We start from the raw sequence: 19343 nt of genomic DNA on the forward strand, positions 1-19343 counted from the left end.
ATAAACGAGCAATAAACCAGTTTAGTTACGCTAACCTGCCCTATCAACATAGCATTTTAGAAGTGCCTCTTGATCATCTCTATCTGTTTTTTTGCAGATATACGGGTAGGTAAAACACTTGCACTGTTAGAAAAAACCCAGTCTCCTAGGTAGGCCTTTTTAAATGAGAGTATATTTGTACGAATACAACAGCTAATCCTACAATCAGTAGTCCCACCACTTCAACAACCGATAAATTACGGTGTAAGATGATAACATCGAATACAGCCACCTCTAATAACATCAAATTGTTGATGAGACTGTTTTCATAAGCCCGTAAGTGCTTTTGACTCCAAGTCCATAAAGAGAACGCAATCGAACCATTAATGATCCCTAACCAAAGTATGATCCCCACAAGTGGCCAAGAGAAGCTTGGTAAACCTTCAAAAATCAGCCCAATCACTAACATCCCAATGGCACCAATTCCCATGGGCATGAGAACTAGATCATCTGGATTTGCTTTTCCGTTTTTAAGTAAATGCCTCGTTAGTGCCAGATGGATAGCATATCCAGCACAAGAAGTGAGTATAAGAACAATCCCACCAAAATGGGTCCTCTCAAAATCCCAAGGGAAATAGAAAACGACAGCTCCAGCCATTGCTGCCACGATCCCTAAAAATGATGAGCGACCACGTAACTCTTTGAGCCAACAAACGTCTAGTACAATTAAAGCTACAGTGTTTCCAACAGATAGGATCATGCTCGTTTGTGTTGGTGTAATCAGCATCTGTCCCGAATACTGCAGTCCCTGTGCCATTAGATACCCAGTTACACCAAGAATAACGATATAATATGGTCGTAATTGGATACGTACTGTTCCCTTCTGAACACGCCTTTTTGGTGCTATACTATTTCGATTTACCAGAATCAACCGAACGAGCACTAATGTAATTGCTGAAACGCTGTAACGTAATCCAGCTAGTGTAAAAGGCCCAATATGATGTTGAAACGCCATTTTGTTTAAAATGTAAGAGGTCGACCAAAGTAAGGTGACTAATAGGGCTGCACCAATGGCGAGGAAATAATAATCTTTGTTACTAAAACGACTTGTATTATTCTTAGTCAAGATATTCACCTCATACTACGATCGTCATCTGTACCTGGAGCCCACCGGGCAGTACGAACACCTGGATTTCCGTCTAACACATTTACACATAACCCTGAGTCTTCCGCAACGATTATCCTATTTGATGTAATCTGAACTGCGTCGGCTTTCAAAAGCGCGTTTTCCTCGAAGGTATTTCCAATATCATCAACTTCGTGCACTTCATTTTCAAATAACGCCCGCATTGGGATCGGTATTTTAAGCAGTCCTTCGTTTATCCATTGGGCTTTCCTTGGAATCCAAGTGGCTAAAACAATTTCCATAATAAGCTCCTCCTTTTCAGCTCCGCTTATGGTTCGTATGCTATGATTGTAGTTGAAAAAAGGGATATAAAAAGAGTATACTTTTCGATTTGAAACTTCCCCTTTTATTTGGAGGTGAATATTCTGCAGTTATCAGAACATTTCTTCAATCTCAAAAAATTATTTGGCAAGCTGGAATCGCAGATTTCACAGAAGACGACTTTACAAGAGTTGGGCACGGTTTGGAACTGTACGCCACGTAATGTGAAATGGATCATACGTCGTTTGTGTACGGCTGGGTGGATCACTTGGTCCCCAGGACTTGGGCGAGGAAATCGTTCAACGCTGACGATATTAGCTTCAGAAGCAGAGGTCGTGCTTACAATCGCTCAGGAAGCAACGATTAAAGGAAGGTTTCATGATGGAATACGATTACTTGAAGAGCATGACGTGGATGATGTAACACGTGGTCGTTTTGCAAACTGGCTATAGGGACAGTATGGTTACCGAGTCGATAAGAATGAGAATTATCAACGTGACACACTGCGCCTGCCTTTTTACCGAAGTATGCCTAATTTAGATCCTGCATTTACTCTGCGGCGCACGGAGTGGCATTTGGCTCGCCAACTCTTTGACACGCTTGTGACTACTAGTGATGAGGACGACGAAATCATTCCTCATGTGGCTTATTATTGGGAAACGGATAACATGGAAACCACTTGGACTTTTTACATGCGAAAAGGGATACTCTTTCACGATAATACCGAATTGAATGCCAAGGACGTTGTCTATACTCTTAAACGTTTAACGTCTACCGATTTTGGACGGACGGAATGGACCGAACTTCCATTGGATAGCATTCAAGCATTAGGTCTTTACTGTGTTGTGATTAGACTTAGACGACCTTATCATCTTCTTCCCCAACTGCTTGCTTCTCCACGTGCTTCAATCCTTCCCCTTTCTTCCTCAATACTCTCGCCAGGGGAATTTGCACGTTTTCCTATTGGGAGTGGCCCGTTCCGTGTGATTGAGAACGATAACGTCCAAATTGTTCTTGAGTCCTTCCCTGCATATTTTTGGGGGCGAGCTCAACTCGACCGGGTGGAACTGTGGATCATACCGGAAACTCGTTATCGTCCATTAACAATACATGAAATGGCAGGGGATTCACTCCCTTATATTCATCCTTTTCAACTCCACACACGAAACATTCGACCACCTGACATCGAGAGAGTTGAAGCGGGATGCACATATATGACAATTCAGCTAAACAGGCCGGGACCTCTTCAATCTAGCGATTTTCGTCGTTGGCTTTGTCATACGGCTAATCCGCTACATATGAATGCTGGTTCCAACGATCATACCTATAGCGAAGCATACAGTTTTTTTCCCGAATGGAGCATTATAGCCGACCGAATGCTAGAGCATGAATATACTAATGATGACCGTAGTTACTTACAAACGGAATCTGCCTTTCTAGTGCCGCCTCCCTTTCAACCAGAACGATCACTATCGCTTTTGACCTATCATATATTGGGTGATTCCTTGGAGAAAAATGCACGCTGGTTTAGTGAACAATGCGCTAAACATGGGATAATAATCAATGTAGAGATTCGAGACTATGAAGAGTTTATACGTCCGGATATAATCGATGCCGCGGATCTAGTACTAGCTAATGCTGTTGTTGATGATAATTCGGTTATCTCTTTCTTACGTCTTATGTTTGATGATCGTCATGTTGTACGTAGGCATCTTTCCCCTGAGATTTATGAGCATCTAAACACTCGATTGCGTAAGATCGAAAATGAGCCCGAACTAAACAAACGTATTCGAATGACCCGAGAAACGGAACAATGGCTTAGAAATAAACGAGCTGTATTCTTCTTGTACCATCTAAAACAGACCACGTACTACGACAATCGTTTATTAGGAATGCAAACCAACGCTTATGGTTGGGCAGATTTTTATAGACTTGCGTTACGGCCCTAAAAACTTATGAATTCCATTTATCCGGAAACAGTGGATATAAGATATTTTGATTTAGCCAACTTTTAATCTGAGCAAATTCTTCACAGTCCCAATAGGAGTTTGTTCAAATAAACAAAAAAGCAAGATTGTATCGCATAAAGAATACAATCTTTCTTCAAAATGCCAGCAGCCCAATCATTAAAGATCGGTATAGAAATTTAGATAAGATCCTGATTCTATCCTGCACTTCCTATTAATCAACTATTCAGCCCGCTAGCTAACAAAAGCAGCCGATCACAAGATCAGCTGCTTTCTTAATAGTTATGCTATCGTTTCCTCTTAACTGTTTTCTACTCAGATCCAGCTTGTAGATTACGTCTTTCCTATCTTCCTCTCGGGTACCTGCACTAACAGGCGGATGAACAACTAAACCCTCATCTACATTACTTTATACGTCTACAGAGTAGAAGGATATTAATCATCCAATACAACACAAAGGCAGCTCATAATGAGCTTCCTTCTTTTAAAACCTCTATTTGGGATGGTTCCAACTTTCCATTAACCATTGCATATGTAACGATTGCATGTCCTAAATAGTTTCCTACAGAAATCTGAATAGGCAGCTCTGAAATAAGCTCATTATCCTTAGTTACGTATCGTAATATATTTTGAACCGTTGGTTGTTCAAACCATTCGCTTGAGTCACTTTCACTAAATTCAAATGAATACTTGTGTCCATCAGCGGAAACAGTGTACTGCCAAATATCTTTATCAGTTTTTAGGTCAACTTTAATATTGTTTTTAACGAAATCTTTCGGATCCGTAACAGGGATTTCTGTGAAGTCTGTTTTAAGGACATGCACTTCTGAATCATGTATTCCAGTCCCTGTACCTTTGGTCAGAATAATAACAATCTCATTTTCTCCATCTTCATTTAAATCAATGACAGAAATTTGAGGATAAAAAGCGGAATTTGTTACATTACTCCAATCAAATGTTTTCGTTTCTCCATTTATAGCTACATCAAGTGACGAGAAGAAATCCCCTTTCTCCTGAACACCATAAACAGCAATTTTCTTATCTGAAGTCTCGGATAATATTGTTTTGGGAGTAGATTCAACTGATGTTGATACACTCTCTTTGGACGTGTTCTCATGAACCTTTGCTGGACTTGTAGACTGATTATTAACCCCACATCCAGACAACAACAAGGTTCCTACCATTGTAACTATGAATTTTTTTTCAAAAAGATATCCTCCATATACAGTATTGTAATGTAAAAACAGCAAACAATTCATTTCAGGATATAGCATTACCTCATGTCAACTCTATGTGTACCAATCATAGGTTATAATTTAAATAAATTCCATTAATTGTTATAAAAGCAATATATCATAACAAGGAGGCGATAAAAATTATGGGTAGATCATCTATAAAAAAGGCTTATGTTTCTTGGAACTATATTATTTGCTATAGGTTTAGCTTTTGTTATTATTGAAAAATTCACTTCATACCAAACAATAAATATTATTATGTTGCATTAAGAATGAATTTTGAACAAAAGCAGCCGATCACTATAGTCGGCTGCTTCTTTGGTTTTATAGGGCTAACGTTCCCGTTAGCTTAATACATCAGACGCAAAGTTTCATTTATGATTAAACAATTTCATTTACTAATTCATCATTCCAATGATTATCGGTATACCCGCGGCTGTTGTTCCATTCTGCTAACATTTTTCTTTGTCTCAATTCTAAATCTCTGTAAGGGGCTGCAACAAACTCGATGTCGTGGAACAGATCATTATAAATAGGTAATTCGCTATTTAATTCCTTGAATTTTTTAAATGCACCTATATCCTTATCATTTGCAGCCCAAACCACTTTTTTAATCAAAGACAACACGATTGTACCTGTGCACATGGGACAAGGCTCACAGGTAGTATATAAGGTAAGTTCGTTCTTAGGAATAAATTTCTTGCTCTCAAGATGAAGTATCACATTTCCGGCTTTTCTTATAGCATCCACTTCGGCGTGAGCTGTAGAATCACAGCTTGAAAAAACTCTGTTCCTACCTCGGCTTACAACTGAACCATCTGCATCAACAATAATTGCACCAATAGGAAAAGTACCCTCATCTCTAGCCTTTTCAGCTTCTTCAAAAGCTAACAGAAGGTTTTGGTAATGATTGTCCATCTTATACACATCCCATCTCAGTAATTACCAATAATAATAAATTCCAGAAATATACTGCTACTCCTTCTCCCATAATGCTATTTTTTTCTTGTACAGCTACGCTAACCTGCCCGTTAGCTAAATAAATTAACGAGGAAAAGACCGATTAGTTATTTGGTAAAGTAACCCCCCCTTGAAAGAAGAGGTTAAGGAAGAAAGAACAAATCAAGAAAAATTACCGGGAAGTTTACATATGACCCCTGAAGAATTCAGAGAATCGTTTAACAAACGTGCTAAAGAAGTTGGTGTTTCACACAGTTTATTTTTTGCTACTGATGTTTAAAGAAAATCACCACTAACTAACGTAAATTCACCAAAAGAATTTCTAGAACTTAGAAAGACCACTGAAATACATTTACAATAAAAGAAATTAATACCTTCATTTCTGATGTCATGACTATTTCTATCGGACAATTGCGAAACCCCTCATACATTTAACACCTTTAGCCTGAGAGGATATTCATTAATTCCTGTAATGTAATTATGGTTAATGAAAGACTAACTTCACTTACTCCACTTACACATTAAACTACGAATGTTTTAAGCCGATGAACTGTTTACAAGGTTTTTATTCAGTGTTTGATATGCTCTCATTGTTATATTTGCCTCATCCGCGATAATAGTGACCGAATCATGGAAAAACGACGCTATAATTCGGATTGTGAATTCAATATTGTTTTCAATTAGATACACCTGGTAAATCACTTTTTCTTCACTATTGTGTTCATTAATCACTTGCGCTTCATTAAATTCCTCGCGGATAATATCAGGTATCAATTTCACCTTTTTTTTATTGATCTCAAAGAATATTAATTTGTTCTCATCCAATTCAAGTTGTACTAAATCTTCACTCATTGTATACAATCTCCGTTATGGTTAATAATTTTTTTTTATTATGTAAACTCATGAGAAATTATTATCATAGCAACCTTTAGATTCACATTTAATTTTGTACCATTGATAACCATGCTCAGTTATGTTGGATTGAATCATTAATCTGTTCCCACATCGAATACATGTTTTTTCTGATAGATTACCTCTTTTATACTCCACCACATAGGATTCTGCGAATTCTACCTCTTTAATTATAAGCTCAAGAGCTTTATCACTTATATCAAAAGGTTTCATGTCTCCTCTTCTTGCGTCAATTGAACGAGAAAAAGCTCCAAATCCACCAACCAACTCATGATGATGCGTACTAATCCACCCGCCACCTCTTTCGAACAATTTTATCATGGGTTCATATATATCTGGAAACTGAAGTACAATATTGTTGCCACTATCAAGCAGATTACACCATCGTAGATAGTGCATGGTTAATAATTTCATAAGATAAAAATCGACTTCTTTGTAGTTCGGAGCTGTTACCAATAAATCGTCCCATTCATTATCGGCCATTTTATAGCCTAATAACAAATCCATTCCCACATAGACACTTGTGACTTCTTTGGAGATGAACTGTAAATAAACACCAACTCTTCGATAATACTCAGCAATCAACCTGGCATCTGCTTTATAATCACCGTTAGACCTTACCTCTTCGTATCTTTTGTTGGAGATTCCAATGTATTGATTCGCGTCAATATTCTTAATTCTTTCAACAGCTAGTTCGTAATAACTCATGAATTTAATATCCTCTTTCTTACAGAATCAATTGCATAACTCTCAAAGTAAAGCCAATGTGACAATGCGAATGGAAAAAGCATCAGCATACCCTTCATCAAAAAGCATAAACACGTGAGAAGCTCTTCGTCTATATTTCCCTACCTTTTTCAAACTATTTTAAGAGCAGCTTTGGCAAAATCATGGGTGGTAATAAACATGGCAAGCACCCCTATATAACTGTATCTTTGACATTAATAGGCTAAAGCAACAATACAGATATCAGAGAGATCACTATGTGAACTGCCTAATCAATAAAAGAAATATATTTTAATTTTTCAAATCTGATTTAGCTATATTAAAGTAATATTTCACTATGGCGTGTCTTTAAACTCAAGCAAGCCACACCATTATGGATGCCAAGGCCGAAAAAGACTTAAACGTACACGCTAATTTATCATCACGAGTCGCTAAACGACGATAATTCTTTACTTTATTAAAGAAGCATTTTGAACACTTGATCTATTAACTCCCTACCAGATTATTATGGACATAATTACATTTGATCAAAAAAAATCTGCAATTTGTTTCCCCGGCTCAGCCAAGAACTCTTCAAAAGTAGCTATCGTTCCATGTTCTTGATGTTCAATATCTGCATATCCAATCATTTTTTTGCTCGGATTCCAGACGATCAGAATATGCGAATATTGATCGACGTTCGAGGATATACGCAGTAGCTTCTGTCTGCCCATTTTCATCTCCACTGTATCGATCAGATGAAAGAATTCTATATATCGAATGCCTGATTCATTATCTGGCAAGTCTATTCTTCGGATACCAACGGTTAGGAAATCAATCAGTTGCTGTGGTAGTTTATAAGATTTTAATGCATGCAATTTGTTGCTCATATCATGAAAGTTTAGAGGTTCATGCCCCTTTAGATATTCGGCCATTTCTTCATTTTTCTGACTCACTGCAATCGTATACGCCCGCTCTCCATCCTTTTCCTGAATGGTCACATCTGCTCCTTGGTCCACCAGATATCGAACCATCTTCATGTTATTAAGCCTTGCAGCTACCGTGAGAGGTGTCGCCTTATACGGGTATACCATATCTGGTTCATTGTAATTGACGTCTACCCCTTTAACCAGCAAATACTGGATTGTCTTCATATCGTGATCAGCTACAGCCTTGCGTAACGTTTTGCCTCCATATTCTCGAATATCCAACCCCAGTTCATTCAGCACGTTTATATTCTTTTTGTTACCATAGTAGGCTTCGTCATATGCACTAGATTTGACCCGATTAAGTCCGTTTAACTTGGCACCCTGCTGGTACAGGTAACGCACCATTTCTTCTCCACAATATCTAACGGCCTTCAGGATCGCCGGATTATTTTTGACATTCAGGTTAACTCCATACTCCACCAACAACTTAACCACTTCCGGTTGATTGCAGATTAAGGCAAGGTCGAGTGGCGTCAATGCTATGTATTTACTGAGTACGATTTCTTCTTCAAGATCCATGCCCTGCTTAATGAATTCTTCTACAGCATCCGTGTCTCCCTCATATATTGCTCTAGCATGATCAGGTAGCGTTTCAAACGATCCTTGATTTCCAATTTTGAACAAAAGTGTACCCTCCTTTCGTTTACTTAATTCTACACTACGATCAGTCTTTTTTTCCTACTCCTTAGCTACCAGTATACCTCTCACAATCTGAATAAGTAATCGTTTGTTGAGCTCCGCTCAACTAATATGCTAAGATAATGGACACCTATTTCTACAAAATCCTATAACAAATCAACCGTACAGAAAGGACACTATGAATCCTTCATCACTGTCATCCAAATTACAACAGATCGTTCCGCAGCTGGATCTGCGAAGCTGCCTCGTCAGCGTACGCGGTGAGATTATGTACGAACACTACCGCAACCAAGAGGCTGCGACCGATATTGCAAAAATCAATTCATGTACCAAGAGTGTGCTGTCCTCGCTCATCTGTATAGCGATGGATAAAGGCTTGTTGCCAGAGGCATCAGCCCCAATCTCTACTTTTTTCCCACAGTTGACATCCGATCCTGATCCTCGTAAAGCAGCGATCACACTGGAACAACTACTCACCATGACAGCCGGGTTCAACTGGGACGAGTTTGGCGGGCAGAATTCATTCCCTCGCATGACCCGCACCGATCATTGGGTGAATTTTTCGTTGGAACAACGCCTAAGCCATGAACCGGGTACATATATGGAGTACAACTCCGGAGTATCACAGATCCTATCGGCCATCCTGATGCAAAATGCAGGTATGAACGTAGCCGAGTTCGCAGAACACTATCTTTTTAGCCCGCTCGGAATTACGGATTACGAATGGGAAAGTGATCCTCAAGGTGTACATACCGGCGGATTCGGTCTTAAAATGTTACCCGTAGATCTGTTGAAATTTGGTCAGCTGTTTCTACAACAAGGGATGTGGGCGGGTGAGTCTCTCATTTCAGGTGATCTCATATCCGGTTCGACGCAACCTTTCATTACAGTCACTCCACCGAATCACGGCAGTTATGCTTGGCATTGGTGGGTGGATGTCTATCCGAACGGAAGGTCTGACTCCGAAAATATTGCTGCTGAAGACGACCAACCCAATCTCCATTATTATTACGCGCGAGGATTTGGTGGTCAGTATGTATATATTGTCCCAGAGCTCGAACTTATTACGGTGTTAACCAATGACAAACGAAAGAAAGAGAAACCTCCGTTGGATGTTTTCCCTCGATTAATTGCCCCTGAGCTATGGAAAATGTTATAAACGCAGGCAATCCTTCTTTCCTGTTCGATCAATTAACCCCCAACCTTGTGGCCATAACCTGACCATAGGTTGAGGGTTATTCGTCATGCCAAAGCTTCTTCGATAGCAATTGTTATTGGATACGGACCAGACTCTTGATTAGAGAGCACAACCAGTTGTAGGTCATAGTCCGGATACACGGAAGACATGAACGACACCCCTGGATCAAACCCCATGACATGAATTTTGAAAATGTCTTCCTCTTTACGGTCAATCCAGATACCCTGCCCATAATACTCTTCATCCTCTTGATGAGCATGTGGAGTTAATAACTGCTGTGTCGCCTCTTCATTCAACAATTGGTGACCCAGCAAAGCACCCCAAAATCGAATCATATCCGGTGCCGTAACATAGGCTCCACCATCTGATCCACCTTTGACAGGAATAGAGAACATATTGGTGTTCCAGGAGCCATCTTCATGATCGATATACCCTAAAGCTGTGTTACGCGGGAGCTGATCTGTTACGAAATAACCGGAGTCCTTCATACCACACCTTTTGAAAATGTGCTCTTCCACATAATCTGTAAACGACAGTCCTGAATGTTGTTCCACGATAAGTCCCAGCACAATGAAACCCGCATTGTTGTAGTGAAAACGTTCACCCGGAGCAAACTTCATTGGCAGATGCTGAAACATGGGCAGAAAGTCACTTAATCGCCGCATCGCGTAGACGGGTCTGTCTTTCCATAATTCTGAAAAGTCATCCATCACTTCTTCATCGAAATAATCCGGAATGCCTGACGTGTGTGTTAACAACTGCTGGATGGTGATCCCTTTGTCCCACAGTGGAAACTCCACATCCAACACATCCGTAAGCTTGGAATCCGCAGACAACTTGCCCGCTTCAATTAGTTGGCATATACTCACTGCCGTGAAGACCTTACATCCTGATGCAATTCCAAAGCGTGTGTCCACCTGATTGGCAAGTTCTTCACTGCGATTCGCATAACCACGTTTCATATTCAAAAGGGTTTTCCCGGCTTGCTGGAGTAATACAACACCCGAAAAATTAATGCTTTCCATTACTTCTTCTACTTTTGTTGTCAGCTCTACTGCATTCAACATTTTGTTGTTCACCTACTTGTCTATGTATTCATTACATTCTCATTCTTAATTCTTCGTCATATCCTGCATACCTGCCAAATTTTCATAAAAAGAAGGATTACTCCCTTATAAAAGGAAATAACCCTTCTTCATACAACGTAAGATTAAGTTTGACAAAGCATGCTCAAGTGCTGTTCAATAACTTGTTCCACTCGTTTTACCGTAAGTCTATCTGGCTGCATGTCTCGAGGCAACATGAATTAGCGTAACGCTTGCAGGTCCGACTCGGGACTTCCTGTAATCTTCTTCGTTTCACGGGGAGCCCTCGTATTGATCAGATAATACAATGTGGCATAGATTGTAGTGATAAACGTGCCAAAAAACAGGCAAAACGCCAGAGACGGACGGCTTACACTTTCGTGCATCAGTTCAATTAGCGTCTCGCGATTCGTCAGTGCATCCCAGCTATTCAGTCGATATACACGTCCAAGCAATACCCCGTAACTTCCCAAAGCACTGCCAACCAGTACAAAGATCCAGGATGCCCAGCGTCCAATTCGGTGATAGATCACTTCCTGAAGCTGATACATCGACAGGAATCCAAGCAGAAGACCAGTCCAGACAAACATTAATAGAACACTTAAGTCGTACCAATACGTGTAGTCCACCCCGTTCCCACCATAATACCGGGAACTTCTCGCTGTCAGATGAACCAGATCCGTAACAATGTAAGAAGAGTTCGGGAAAAATAACAACCACAGCAGACCACTTGCAACTGCAAGCCATGCGGCACCTTTCCATTTCACATCACTTAGAAGATAGGCTGCATAAGAGAACACAAAAGGAATCCAGCCCAAGAACAGATTCCAGATCAGGAAGCGGAAATAACGCTGATCCAGCCAATCTGCGGCTACGTAGTACAAGCCAAGCGTTACTATAGTAACCACACTAAGGAAAATAAATATGCGAATATAATTCAGTTTTCTCAATGATTCTGACCTCACTTGATAAAATTCAATTAGTTTCGAAAATAGCGGATGATTTCTTCTTTATTCTTTTCAACACGCAAATTCAATCCTCGTTTATCCTTTAATCCATACTGCTGTAATTCATGGCCTGGATCAAGCACCAACGGTTTAGTCGCCACATCAACCAGCAAATCCATCGTCAATTGATAGGTCTCCCGTAACTTGTCCATTGGCAGAGAGGATTCATACCGTTTGATCAGCTCAATCAGACGTTCAGCATACACGAGACGAACCATACTGTCCGCACTCTTCAATTGTCTTGAAGCAAATGCTGTAATGGCCTTAATTATACTTGGTTCTGTCCGATGTTTGGCAATCAACGCAAGTTCATCCACCGCATCCCAATTCATGATAGACAACTCGGAACTTAATTGTTGAATCCGCTCCCCTGTCCATTGTTCCTCTAACTCTTGGGGTACGTCCCATCGCTTATAGTCCGCATACACGCCTTCTCGATGCATCTGTATAGCGCTCCCGTAATGTTTGACGAACAAATCCTTTGCTACACCCCAATCGGTCTCTTCCATCTTAACCACCACCATACCTGTTCCTATTTGTGCGTATACTGCTAACATTACATAAATTTACTACTCTCCAAGCATACTATAGAAGTTGAACTATACATTTGCACGAGAACGCAGAGGACAGAAACAAACTACAGAAGCGAAGCGTTCGCTAAAAGCTTTCTACAAGAAAGCTACTTCGGAAGCATAAGCTTATCACCGGATTTTCACCTTTGTAAAATGAATTAAAAATCTGGGGATAACAGCGATCGGAAGGTTGTTCTGTCATCCGAGTGGCAAGTGTAAATATTCTTTCGTTCAACTTATATAGAATCATACCATTTACCAAAGGAGAATCAAATTTACAATGAATCCAAATTCCATGAACCCTCAGAATGTAGTACAACCTACATTGAACACCAATCCAAATGTCACCCCTAACATGAATCATGGCGGCCATGAGATGTTCGATGTGCATGAGATTCTGTCCTCCACCATTAACGTGCTGGATCAATACATGATCTTTCGTACATTTGTGCAGAGCCAGGAACTGATTGGCATTCTCGACCGGCAGTACAATTTCATATTATCCCAGTACAATCTGACAGCAGAGTGTTTTGCATCCGGACAGAAGCCTCATCAAGAGACAGCTACCTATATGATCCCCAACATGGTACCACCGGTATATGGCCTTAAGTCATCAGCACCGAAAAAGCCAAACCAGAGCTTAGCTGATGTAAAGGATGCCGGGATTAGCGGTCATATGCTGGGACTGATCAAGTCACATGCGAGTCTGCTCGGCATGTCCTGTAGCGAGATCACAAATGGAACGGTTCGCCGAGTCATCGCTTCTCAGATCCAGCATTTTATCGAGATGGCCTATGAAATTTTCATGTTCCAGAATAAAAACGCCTATTATCAAGTACCTCAACTCACTCCAAGTGATACACAACAGATGCTTCAGGCATACATTCCAGCAACCGGGGCGCCTCAGATGCCTATTAACAATAAACCACTTCATTAATTAGAAAATAAAGTCCGATTCCCCAGAACAGTCTCTTCAACCCATGCGGGTTTTAGGGGCTGTTCTTTGGTTATTTATAATCATTTCCTGCTTAAGACTCTTGATTTGGTTACCAGAAACTGGTTTAATCAAAGACAAACCCGTACATATTCAACTTACGGATCATACATATAAAATAGGGTGAAATGCCGTTATACGAGAATTCAAATGGCTTTTTCTTCATTAATGGGGAGGTATACAAATGAGATGGAAGCAACCTGCTAAACTTGGTTTACTGGCTATGGCTCTCGGCTGTACTGCCATTGGCACAACACTCACACCTTCAACAACACTAGCTGCACCTGTTCCCGCTTCCAAAGCGGTGTATCATCAGTTTCAAACCTATCGAACAGAAGCAGTGAAGTCCACAGAAAGTCTGGTTAAAGCGCGTAAATACCTGATGAATCATATCGATAAAGTCGGACCTTGGCAGGCCACACTAATGACGCTGCAATTGGAGAACATGCAGAACGTGAAATTAGCTAATATGGATTACCAAATGTATACGGAACAATTTCAACAGGCCATATCTCAAGCCCATGAACAACTTGGTTACGAACAGAAGCTTACATATAGTCGTCTGCTCAAAGAAATTAAAGATCCGACCGTGAAGAAACTTCTGCAGGAAGCTTCAGATCTCGGGTTCAAACTGGAAACCAGTGAAGGCTTGTATTACCCCATCATCAATTATGAGATATATCAAAAGTTCAAACCTTTTGTTAAGGCTGATATTGCTGCATACATTAATATTATGGCTACCGAGTCCAACCAAATGACGACTTCAGATGGGGGCATTATCATCTCTTGGAACGAATTAATCCAGCGTGCATTGGAGAAAGAAGCCTTTTTGAACAACTTCCCGAATTCCAATCGCACATCAGCAGTGAAGCAAGGGTTATTTGTGGATTATCTGTTTTACGGAAGTGACAACACGCCTGCTTATGATTGGTACACGGATGAAGAAATCCGCACCATGGACCCTGTGGTGAAACAGGCTTACGAGAAAGCTTTGGCTAAGCGGGAGCCCAATACGGAGAGTGTTCTTCTGGACACTATGGAAAAGATTTTACGGGTTCTTAATCAGAACAATGATGAGCTTACACCTGAAGTCAGAGCAATCATTGAACCTGTTCAACAACAATTTGCCCGTGAATAATCGGATGCTGAATCGCAAAATGTGAATGCAAAAAAAAGCGGCAGTCCTCGAGACAGAGGTTGACGCTTTTAAGTTTACATATCAAGTCCTTACGTTTGGATCAAAGAGTTGAAGTGTCTATTGATGTAAGTTTGTTCGGATTTACAACGAGATACACGCCCTCAATCCGCTCTCCAGAAGCATCCAACTCCAAACAGAGTACCTCGGACAACTGCCCTTCTTTCATCAACGCGAGTTGAAGTTCGCCATTGATGCACATCGGTACCCATTCTCTTTCACGCAATCGCGTAAGGACTCGCCGTGAGGTCAGGAGTGCAAGCACACCTTTGTGCACGTTCATTGTTCTCATAACCGTATGCACAACGCCACCGCCATCTGCTGTAAATACAGGCTGATCTGCCAGTAACTCCAGCATGGCAGAGACGTCATAACGAAGGAATGCCGTTGTAAAACGGCTCAGCAATTCACCTTTGGCTATCATATCCGCATCACTCTGCTCGATCGGCGGAAGTCTTTCGGGCAGATTTCGTCTGGCGCGGCTAAAGATTTGACGGCAGTTACTCTCCGTTTTGCCCAGCCAATCCGCTATTTCGGAATAATCATATCGGAACGCTTCACGAAGGACAAAAACAGCCCGTTCCATGGGCGATAGACTCTCCAACATGACCAGATAGGCGTAGGAGATCAGCTCTTTTTTCTCCATCGTTTCCTCTGGCATGTTCGCCTCTTCACTGTCACCCATCGGCTCTGGCAGCCACTCACCAACATAACTTTCCCGCTGATTACGGGCGGAGTTTAGCAAATTCAAGCTTCGGTTCACCACCAATCTGGCGATGTAGGACTTGGGATTACGAATATCCTGAGCAGACGTGCTCTGAATCCCCGCAAAGCAATCCTGCACAATATCTTCAGCTTCTGCCACACTGCCCAGCATGCGGTAAGCTATTGAAAATGCATATTTTTTATAACGAATATACAACTCACCAACATCCAGAGAAGACACTTCTGGCTCATTGGCGTGGAAATTGGAATTCATAAGAAGCCTCCTCTGGCATGGTGCGTGTATTTTTAGTTAAAGCAACCCGGATACATCCCAGTTGTGATCGCAATCCGGTTCCAGTTATTAATCGTGTTAATGGCTAGGATCAGATCCACCAGTTCGGATTCACTGAAATGTTCACGGACCTTATCGTACAACGCAAGGGGTACACCGTGTTCCGAGATTCGGGTCACCGCTTCAGCCAGCTCCAGCATAACACGTTCTTGATCCGTGAAGAAAGGCACTTCACGCCACACACTCAGCAATAAAATATGATCCGCATAATCTCCCAGTTTCATCAGATCTTTGGCATGCATATCGAGACAAAAAGCGCAGCCATTAATCTGGGACACGCGGATTTTTAACAACTCATACAATACTTTATTTTCAAATTGCCCAGAAATATATTGCTCCATTGCCATCATCGCTTTAAAAGCGCCTGGACTCGCTACTCTGTAATTCGTTCTTAAATTCATTTCTCATTCGCCTCCGTCATTTGGTTTACATACTGTAGACAAATGACGGCTGGGATCTGTGACATTCTTTGCGAAAATCTTTTTATGCCCACAAGAATGGTTGCTCAACTAACGGATATTCACACTAAGATTCTGATGGCAGGCAACCTCCATGGAGTCAATAATCAGTAATAGAAAAACATACTGAAAGGTTGTTCTCTTTTCTACAATTAACATCTAACGTAAGAAAAATCCGCGTTTTTCCGTATTCATGTACGGTTTTTGCTGTAGCGTTTGTGATTTTAACCAAAAGCAGGTTGGATATATTGATACTTTGACCAAAAGAGTAGTAACATACGGCTAATCAAGTTAACTTTTCTGACACTAAAAAACGAATCGTTTATCCATATCAGCAAGGAGTGTTTCCTATGATAACTTCCAACGCAAACCATACAATGACGTCCGAATTGCCTAGAGGCTGTACGTTCACCGCCGAAGACTGGCATGTATTATCCCAATATTGGTACCCGGTAGCCCAAGCAACCGAAGTAACAGACAAACCCTTGGCTGCTCAATTACTCGATGTGAAGCTGGTTCTCTACCGCAGTAATGATCAAGTTGTGGTAGCCAAGGATCTTTGTTTTCACCGTGGGGCTCCACTTAGCAAAGGCTGGGTAGAAAATGGCGAGATTGTCTGCCCTTATCACGGTTTCCGTTATAATTGTGAAGGAAAATGTACCGCCGTACCTGCGCATCCAAGCTCCAAGATCTCACCTAAGCTCAAACTTATCGTGTACCCGGCAGTCGAACGTTATGGCTTAATATGGACCACACTGGCAGGAACAGAAGAACAGATCCCCTCCTTCCCTGGATGGGATGATCCCGATTATATCAATATTTTGCCACCCAACTTTGACATTGCTGGTTCCTCTGGACGACAAATGGAGGGTTTCCTGGATGTATCCCATTTTGCCTATGTGCATACCGAAACGTTTGGTGACCGAAACAACACCGAAGTCCCCCAATACAAAGTGAAACGCGAAGGTAACGAGTTACTGGCCGAGTATTGGAGTACGGTGAGTAACTATGGCAAAGGGCAAGATCTTGTTGCACCTGAAGGTTTCCAATGGCTGCGGGAGTTTCGAGTGTTCCCACCTTTTGCGGCTTCTCTTACGGTACATTTCCCAGGAGAAGACAAGCTGAATATTCTGAATTGTGCTTCGCCGATCTCTGCACGTTATACACGTTTATTCTGTCCAATCACACGCAACTTTGACAAAGACGCTCCGATTGAAGACACAATCAAGTTCAACTTGCAGGTATTTGAAGAAGACCGCGAGATGGTCGAGTCACAGAAACCGGAGGATCTGCCCCTAGATCTGCATGCCGAGGCCCATATTCCCGCAGACCGTACTTCGATTGCTTATCGTCAATTATTAACGGAGCTTGGCTTGGGACGAAATTACACATCGTAAATTAAATCATATATAAGTTCAACTAATGAATATATTTACACTGGCACTCCGATGGCAGAATAACTCTACGATCGCTGTTATCCCCAGATTTTTTTATTCCATTTTTTCATAGGGAAAATCCGGGGATAGCGTATGCTTTCGATGTAGCTTTCTTTTAGAAAGCTTTTAGGCGAACGCTCCGCTTCTTCAAGTTATTTCTGCCCTCTCCGCTATCGTGTAAATGTTTAGTTGAACTTATGTAGGTGTTCTTCAATCTCAGGCAAGCTATCGATGATGGATGTCGCGCCTAAAAAGTCTTGAAGTACTATCCTGCGGTCTCTGGGGAATGGGTTGAAAATTTTCTTAGGAACTCAGGACATCTTATTTGGCCTCTAGGTCCTCAGTTAAAATTGTAAGGAACCTCAGACTCGTTATTTCCCAAAATCCCCCGATAAAAACACTTCATACGGCTGTTTATTCTGATATAACGTGTCTCAGATTCTTTAGATTTCTCGGCACGCTTCAAATCCTTGATTAAGACGCCTACGATTCGTTAGCACTCCATGCTCTAGACATGTTCAGGTATGCATCGGCTTTCAGCAGGTTTGAAGACACCTTTAATCAACAAAAGAAGCGTTCCTTTGCGGACGCTTCTTTTGTTATACCTAATTTAACTGAAATACTTATGTGTATTAGATAAACCTCGCCTCATGACCGTCATCTGTCCTCTTGATTATTCGTATTCATAGGAAGCTCTCTATAATACGGACAGCCCGGCTCATGAATAATACGTGGATCAACCCAAGTGCCCCAGTACGGAAGTCGGTTCACGTAAGGTTGCATGTTTGGTTGGTTGTTTGGCTGTGTATTGGGCTGCATGTTTGGTTGTACATTGGGTTGTGTGTTTGGTTGCATGTTTGGCTGTACATTGGGTTGTACATTAGGCATTACGTAAGGCTGATGATTCACATTTGGAGCACTGTTAGAGGCAGGAGCAATTGAAGGCTGGCAATCTGCAGGCGGGCCAATAATCACTGTTTTTTGAATGGGAGCAAGTGCTTCTTGAACTTTTTTCTCATCCAGACAGTACGTATAAGCCAAAAGTTTTGCAGGTGTAAGACGTAAGGTGTCTGAGCCAAATATCGCTTCAGGAACCGGTGCATCAAAGATTGCGAGTAAGTGCGTGTGATCTGCAGTGGCCACTTCATAGTGCCACCAGCCTTGAGGAACGTTAGCCACCTGCCCCGGAGTAATCGGGAAATGAAGAAGCTCGTTGGTAAATGGATTAATGAGGGAAACAACTGCCGCACCGCTGATGCAGTATACCAACTCCGTTGCATTCTGATGCGTATGTGGTTCAACCACATTGCCCGTGTTGAGGAAAATATCCAGTAAAGAAACATTGCCCAGTGTGTTTAACTGCTTGATGGAAAGAGCGTTAATATAGTTGTTCTCATCCTTCTTGAATAACGGGTTATTGCTCAAATCGTAAGTAAATTCGGTGGTTGGTAAAGTGTAATCCATGTATGAGGTTGCCAAAATAAAACGCCTGCCCTTCGCTCTCGGTT

20 protein-coding genes are annotated in these 19343 nt (G+C 41.4%); 7 read left to right on the forward strand and 13 right to left on the reverse strand.

What is annotated here, in order from left to right:
• Positions 1-145: 145 nt before the first annotated feature.
• Together AC1DE7_RS10775 and AC1DE7_RS10780 are read right to left on the reverse strand one after the other, a co-directional pair.
• Complete coding sequence (locus AC1DE7_RS10775; protein ID WP_477534358.1) at positions 146-1105, reverse strand: DMT family transporter; 960 nt, start codon at positions 1103-1105, stop codon at positions 146-148.
• A gap of 5 nt (positions 1106-1110) precedes the next feature.
• The gene (locus AC1DE7_RS10780; RefSeq protein ID WP_282320986.1) at positions 1111-1407 is read right to left on the reverse strand and encodes a non-canonical purine NTP pyrophosphatase; all 297 of its coding nucleotides are present in this window, start codon (positions 1405-1407) and stop codon (positions 1111-1113) included.
• Between the two features lie 114 nt (positions 1408-1521).
• Between AC1DE7_RS10780 and AC1DE7_RS10785 the strand changes: the two genes are divergently transcribed.
• Both AC1DE7_RS10785 and AC1DE7_RS10790 read left to right on the forward strand, forming a co-directional pair.
• Entirely contained in the window at positions 1522-1878 is a 357-nt protein-coding gene (locus AC1DE7_RS10785) for an SgrR family transcriptional regulator (protein WP_477534447.1), read from the forward strand.
• 150 nt (positions 1879-2028) lie between these two features.
• On the forward strand, positions 2029-3375 hold the full coding sequence (locus AC1DE7_RS10790) for an ABC transporter substrate-binding protein (protein ID WP_477534359.1): 1347 nt from the start codon (positions 2029-2031) through the stop codon (positions 3373-3375).
• Positions 3376-3857: 482 nt separating this feature from the next.
• On the opposite strand, the gene AC1DE7_RS10795 is transcribed toward AC1DE7_RS10790, so the two are convergent.
• Together AC1DE7_RS10795 and AC1DE7_RS10800 are read right to left on the reverse strand one after the other, a co-directional pair.
• Complete coding sequence (locus tag AC1DE7_RS10795) at positions 3858-4643, reverse strand: hypothetical protein (RefSeq protein ID WP_477534360.1); 786 nt, start codon at positions 4641-4643, stop codon at positions 3858-3860.
• Between the two features lie 366 nt (positions 4644-5009).
• Positions 5010-5546, reverse strand: coding sequence for a nucleoside deaminase (locus tag AC1DE7_RS10800; protein ID WP_282320984.1), 537 nt, complete (start codon positions 5544-5546; stop codon positions 5010-5012).
• 172 nt (positions 5547-5718) lie between these two features.
• Between AC1DE7_RS10800 and AC1DE7_RS10805 the strand changes: the two genes are divergently transcribed.
• On the forward strand, positions 5719-5868 hold the full coding sequence (locus tag AC1DE7_RS10805; RefSeq protein ID WP_282320983.1) for a hypothetical protein: 150 nt from the start codon (positions 5719-5721) through the stop codon (positions 5866-5868).
• Between the two features lie 257 nt (positions 5869-6125).
• On the opposite strand, the gene AC1DE7_RS10810 is transcribed toward AC1DE7_RS10805, so the two are convergent.
• From AC1DE7_RS10810 to AC1DE7_RS10820, 3 genes are all read right to left on the reverse strand, one after another.
• Positions 6126-6440, reverse strand: coding sequence for a hypothetical protein (locus AC1DE7_RS10810; RefSeq protein ID WP_282320982.1), 315 nt, complete (start codon positions 6438-6440; stop codon positions 6126-6128).
• 48 nt (positions 6441-6488) lie between these two features.
• On the reverse strand, positions 6489-7208 hold the full coding sequence (locus tag AC1DE7_RS10815) for a hypothetical protein (RefSeq protein WP_282320981.1): 720 nt from the start codon (positions 7206-7208) through the stop codon (positions 6489-6491).
• Positions 7209-7753: 545 nt separating this feature from the next.
• Positions 7754-8818, reverse strand: a complete 1065-nt coding sequence (locus AC1DE7_RS10820; RefSeq protein WP_477534361.1) for an ankyrin repeat domain-containing protein — start codon at positions 8816-8818, stop codon at positions 7754-7756.
• A 193-nt stretch (positions 8819-9011) separates the two neighbouring features.
• On the opposite strand from AC1DE7_RS10820, the gene AC1DE7_RS10825 reads away from it, so the two are divergent.
• Positions 9012-9992, forward strand: a complete 981-nt coding sequence (locus AC1DE7_RS10825; protein ID WP_477534362.1) for a serine hydrolase domain-containing protein — start codon at positions 9012-9014, stop codon at positions 9990-9992.
• Between the two features lie 83 nt (positions 9993-10075).
• Here the strand turns inward: AC1DE7_RS10825 and AC1DE7_RS10830 are convergent, their stop codons facing one another.
• The 3 genes from AC1DE7_RS10830 to AC1DE7_RS10840 form a co-directional block, all read right to left on the reverse strand.
• Positions 10076-11098, reverse strand: coding sequence for a serine hydrolase domain-containing protein (locus AC1DE7_RS10830; RefSeq protein WP_477534363.1), 1023 nt, complete (start codon positions 11096-11098; stop codon positions 10076-10078).
• Positions 11099-11337: 239 nt separating this feature from the next.
• Positions 11338-12066 (reverse strand): DUF1361 domain-containing protein, encoded by a 729-nt coding sequence (locus tag AC1DE7_RS10835; protein WP_477534364.1) that lies wholly within the window; start codon positions 12064-12066, stop codon positions 11338-11340.
• 29 nt (positions 12067-12095) lie between these two features.
• Positions 12096-12680: a hypothetical protein gene (locus AC1DE7_RS10840; RefSeq protein WP_338706387.1), complete on the reverse strand. Its 585-nt coding sequence runs from the start codon at positions 12678-12680 to the stop codon at positions 12096-12098.
• Positions 12681-12990: 310 nt separating this feature from the next.
• Here AC1DE7_RS10840 and AC1DE7_RS10845 point away from each other — a divergent pair, with 310 nt between their 5' ends.
• Entirely contained in the window at positions 12991-13632 is a 642-nt protein-coding gene (locus tag AC1DE7_RS10845) for a spore coat protein (protein ID WP_477534448.1), read from the forward strand.
• Positions 13633-13873: 241 nt separating this feature from the next.
• Positions 13874-14827 carry a hypothetical protein gene (locus AC1DE7_RS10850; RefSeq protein WP_477534365.1) on the forward strand — a complete coding sequence of 318 codons (954 nt, stop codon included), beginning with the start codon at positions 13874-13876 and terminating at the stop codon, positions 14825-14827.
• A 100-nt stretch (positions 14828-14927) separates the two neighbouring features.
• Here the strand turns inward: AC1DE7_RS10850 and AC1DE7_RS10855 are convergent, their stop codons facing one another.
• Both AC1DE7_RS10855 and AC1DE7_RS10860 read right to left on the reverse strand, forming a co-directional pair.
• Entirely contained in the window at positions 14928-15863 is a 936-nt protein-coding gene (locus AC1DE7_RS10855; protein WP_477534366.1) for a sigma-70 family RNA polymerase sigma factor, read from the reverse strand.
• 32 nt (positions 15864-15895) lie between these two features.
• Positions 15896-16342 (reverse strand): carboxymuconolactone decarboxylase family protein, encoded by a 447-nt coding sequence (locus AC1DE7_RS10860; RefSeq protein ID WP_036672879.1) that lies wholly within the window; start codon positions 16340-16342, stop codon positions 15896-15898.
• A 407-nt stretch (positions 16343-16749) separates the two neighbouring features.
• On the opposite strand from AC1DE7_RS10860, the gene AC1DE7_RS10865 reads away from it, so the two are divergent.
• Positions 16750-17796 (forward strand): Rieske 2Fe-2S domain-containing protein, encoded by a 1047-nt coding sequence (locus AC1DE7_RS10865; RefSeq protein ID WP_477534367.1) that lies wholly within the window; start codon positions 16750-16752, stop codon positions 17794-17796.
• A 696-nt stretch (positions 17797-18492) separates the two neighbouring features.
• On the opposite strand, the gene AC1DE7_RS10870 is transcribed toward AC1DE7_RS10865, so the two are convergent.
• Complete coding sequence (locus tag AC1DE7_RS10870) at positions 18493-19314, reverse strand: cupin domain-containing protein (protein ID WP_315373138.1); 822 nt, start codon at positions 19312-19314, stop codon at positions 18493-18495.
• Positions 19315-19343 lie beyond the last annotated feature (29 nt).

It is taken from the genome of Paenibacillus sp. 10L310, from assembly GCF_056395745.1.

Excerpts from the sequence above, each read along its gene's own strand:
- AC1DE7_RS10780 (WP_282320986.1), bottom strand. The coding sequence starts at position 1,407 with ATGGAAATTGTTTTAGCCACTTGGATTCCAAGGAAAGCCCAATGGATA.
- AC1DE7_RS10800 (WP_282320984.1), bottom strand. The coding sequence starts at position 5,546 with ATGGACAATCATTACCAAAACCTTCTGTTAGCTTTTGAAGAAGCTGAA.
- AC1DE7_RS10810 (WP_282320982.1), bottom strand. The coding sequence starts at position 6,440 with ATGAGTGAAGATTTAGTACAACTTGAATTGGATGAGAACAAATTAATA.
- AC1DE7_RS10815 (WP_282320981.1), bottom strand. The coding sequence starts at position 7,208 with ATGAGTTATTACGAACTAGCTGTTGAAAGAATTAAGAATATTGACGCG.
- AC1DE7_RS10825 (WP_477534362.1), top strand. The coding sequence starts at position 9,012 with ATGAATCCTTCATCACTGTCATCCAAATTACAACAGATCGTTCCGCAG.
- AC1DE7_RS10830 (WP_477534363.1), bottom strand. The coding sequence starts at position 11,098 with ATGTTGAATGCAGTAGAGCTGACAACAAAAGTAGAAGAAGTAATGGAA.
- AC1DE7_RS10840 (WP_338706387.1), bottom strand. The coding sequence starts at position 12,680 with ATGTTAGCAGTATACGCACAAATAGGAACAGGTATGGTGGTGGTTAAG.
- AC1DE7_RS10845 (WP_477534448.1), top strand. The coding sequence starts at position 12,991 with ATGAACCCTCAGAATGTAGTACAACCTACATTGAACACCAATCCAAAT.
- AC1DE7_RS10850 (WP_477534365.1), top strand. The coding sequence starts at position 13,874 with ATGAGATGGAAGCAACCTGCTAAACTTGGTTTACTGGCTATGGCTCTC.
- AC1DE7_RS10855 (WP_477534366.1), bottom strand. The coding sequence starts at position 15,863 with ATGAATTCCAATTTCCACGCCAATGAGCCAGAAGTGTCTTCTCTGGAT.
- AC1DE7_RS10860 (WP_036672879.1), bottom strand. The coding sequence starts at position 16,342 with ATGAATTTAAGAACGAATTACAGAGTAGCGAGTCCAGGCGCTTTTAAA.
- AC1DE7_RS10865 (WP_477534367.1), top strand. The coding sequence starts at position 16,750 with ATGATAACTTCCAACGCAAACCATACAATGACGTCCGAATTGCCTAGA.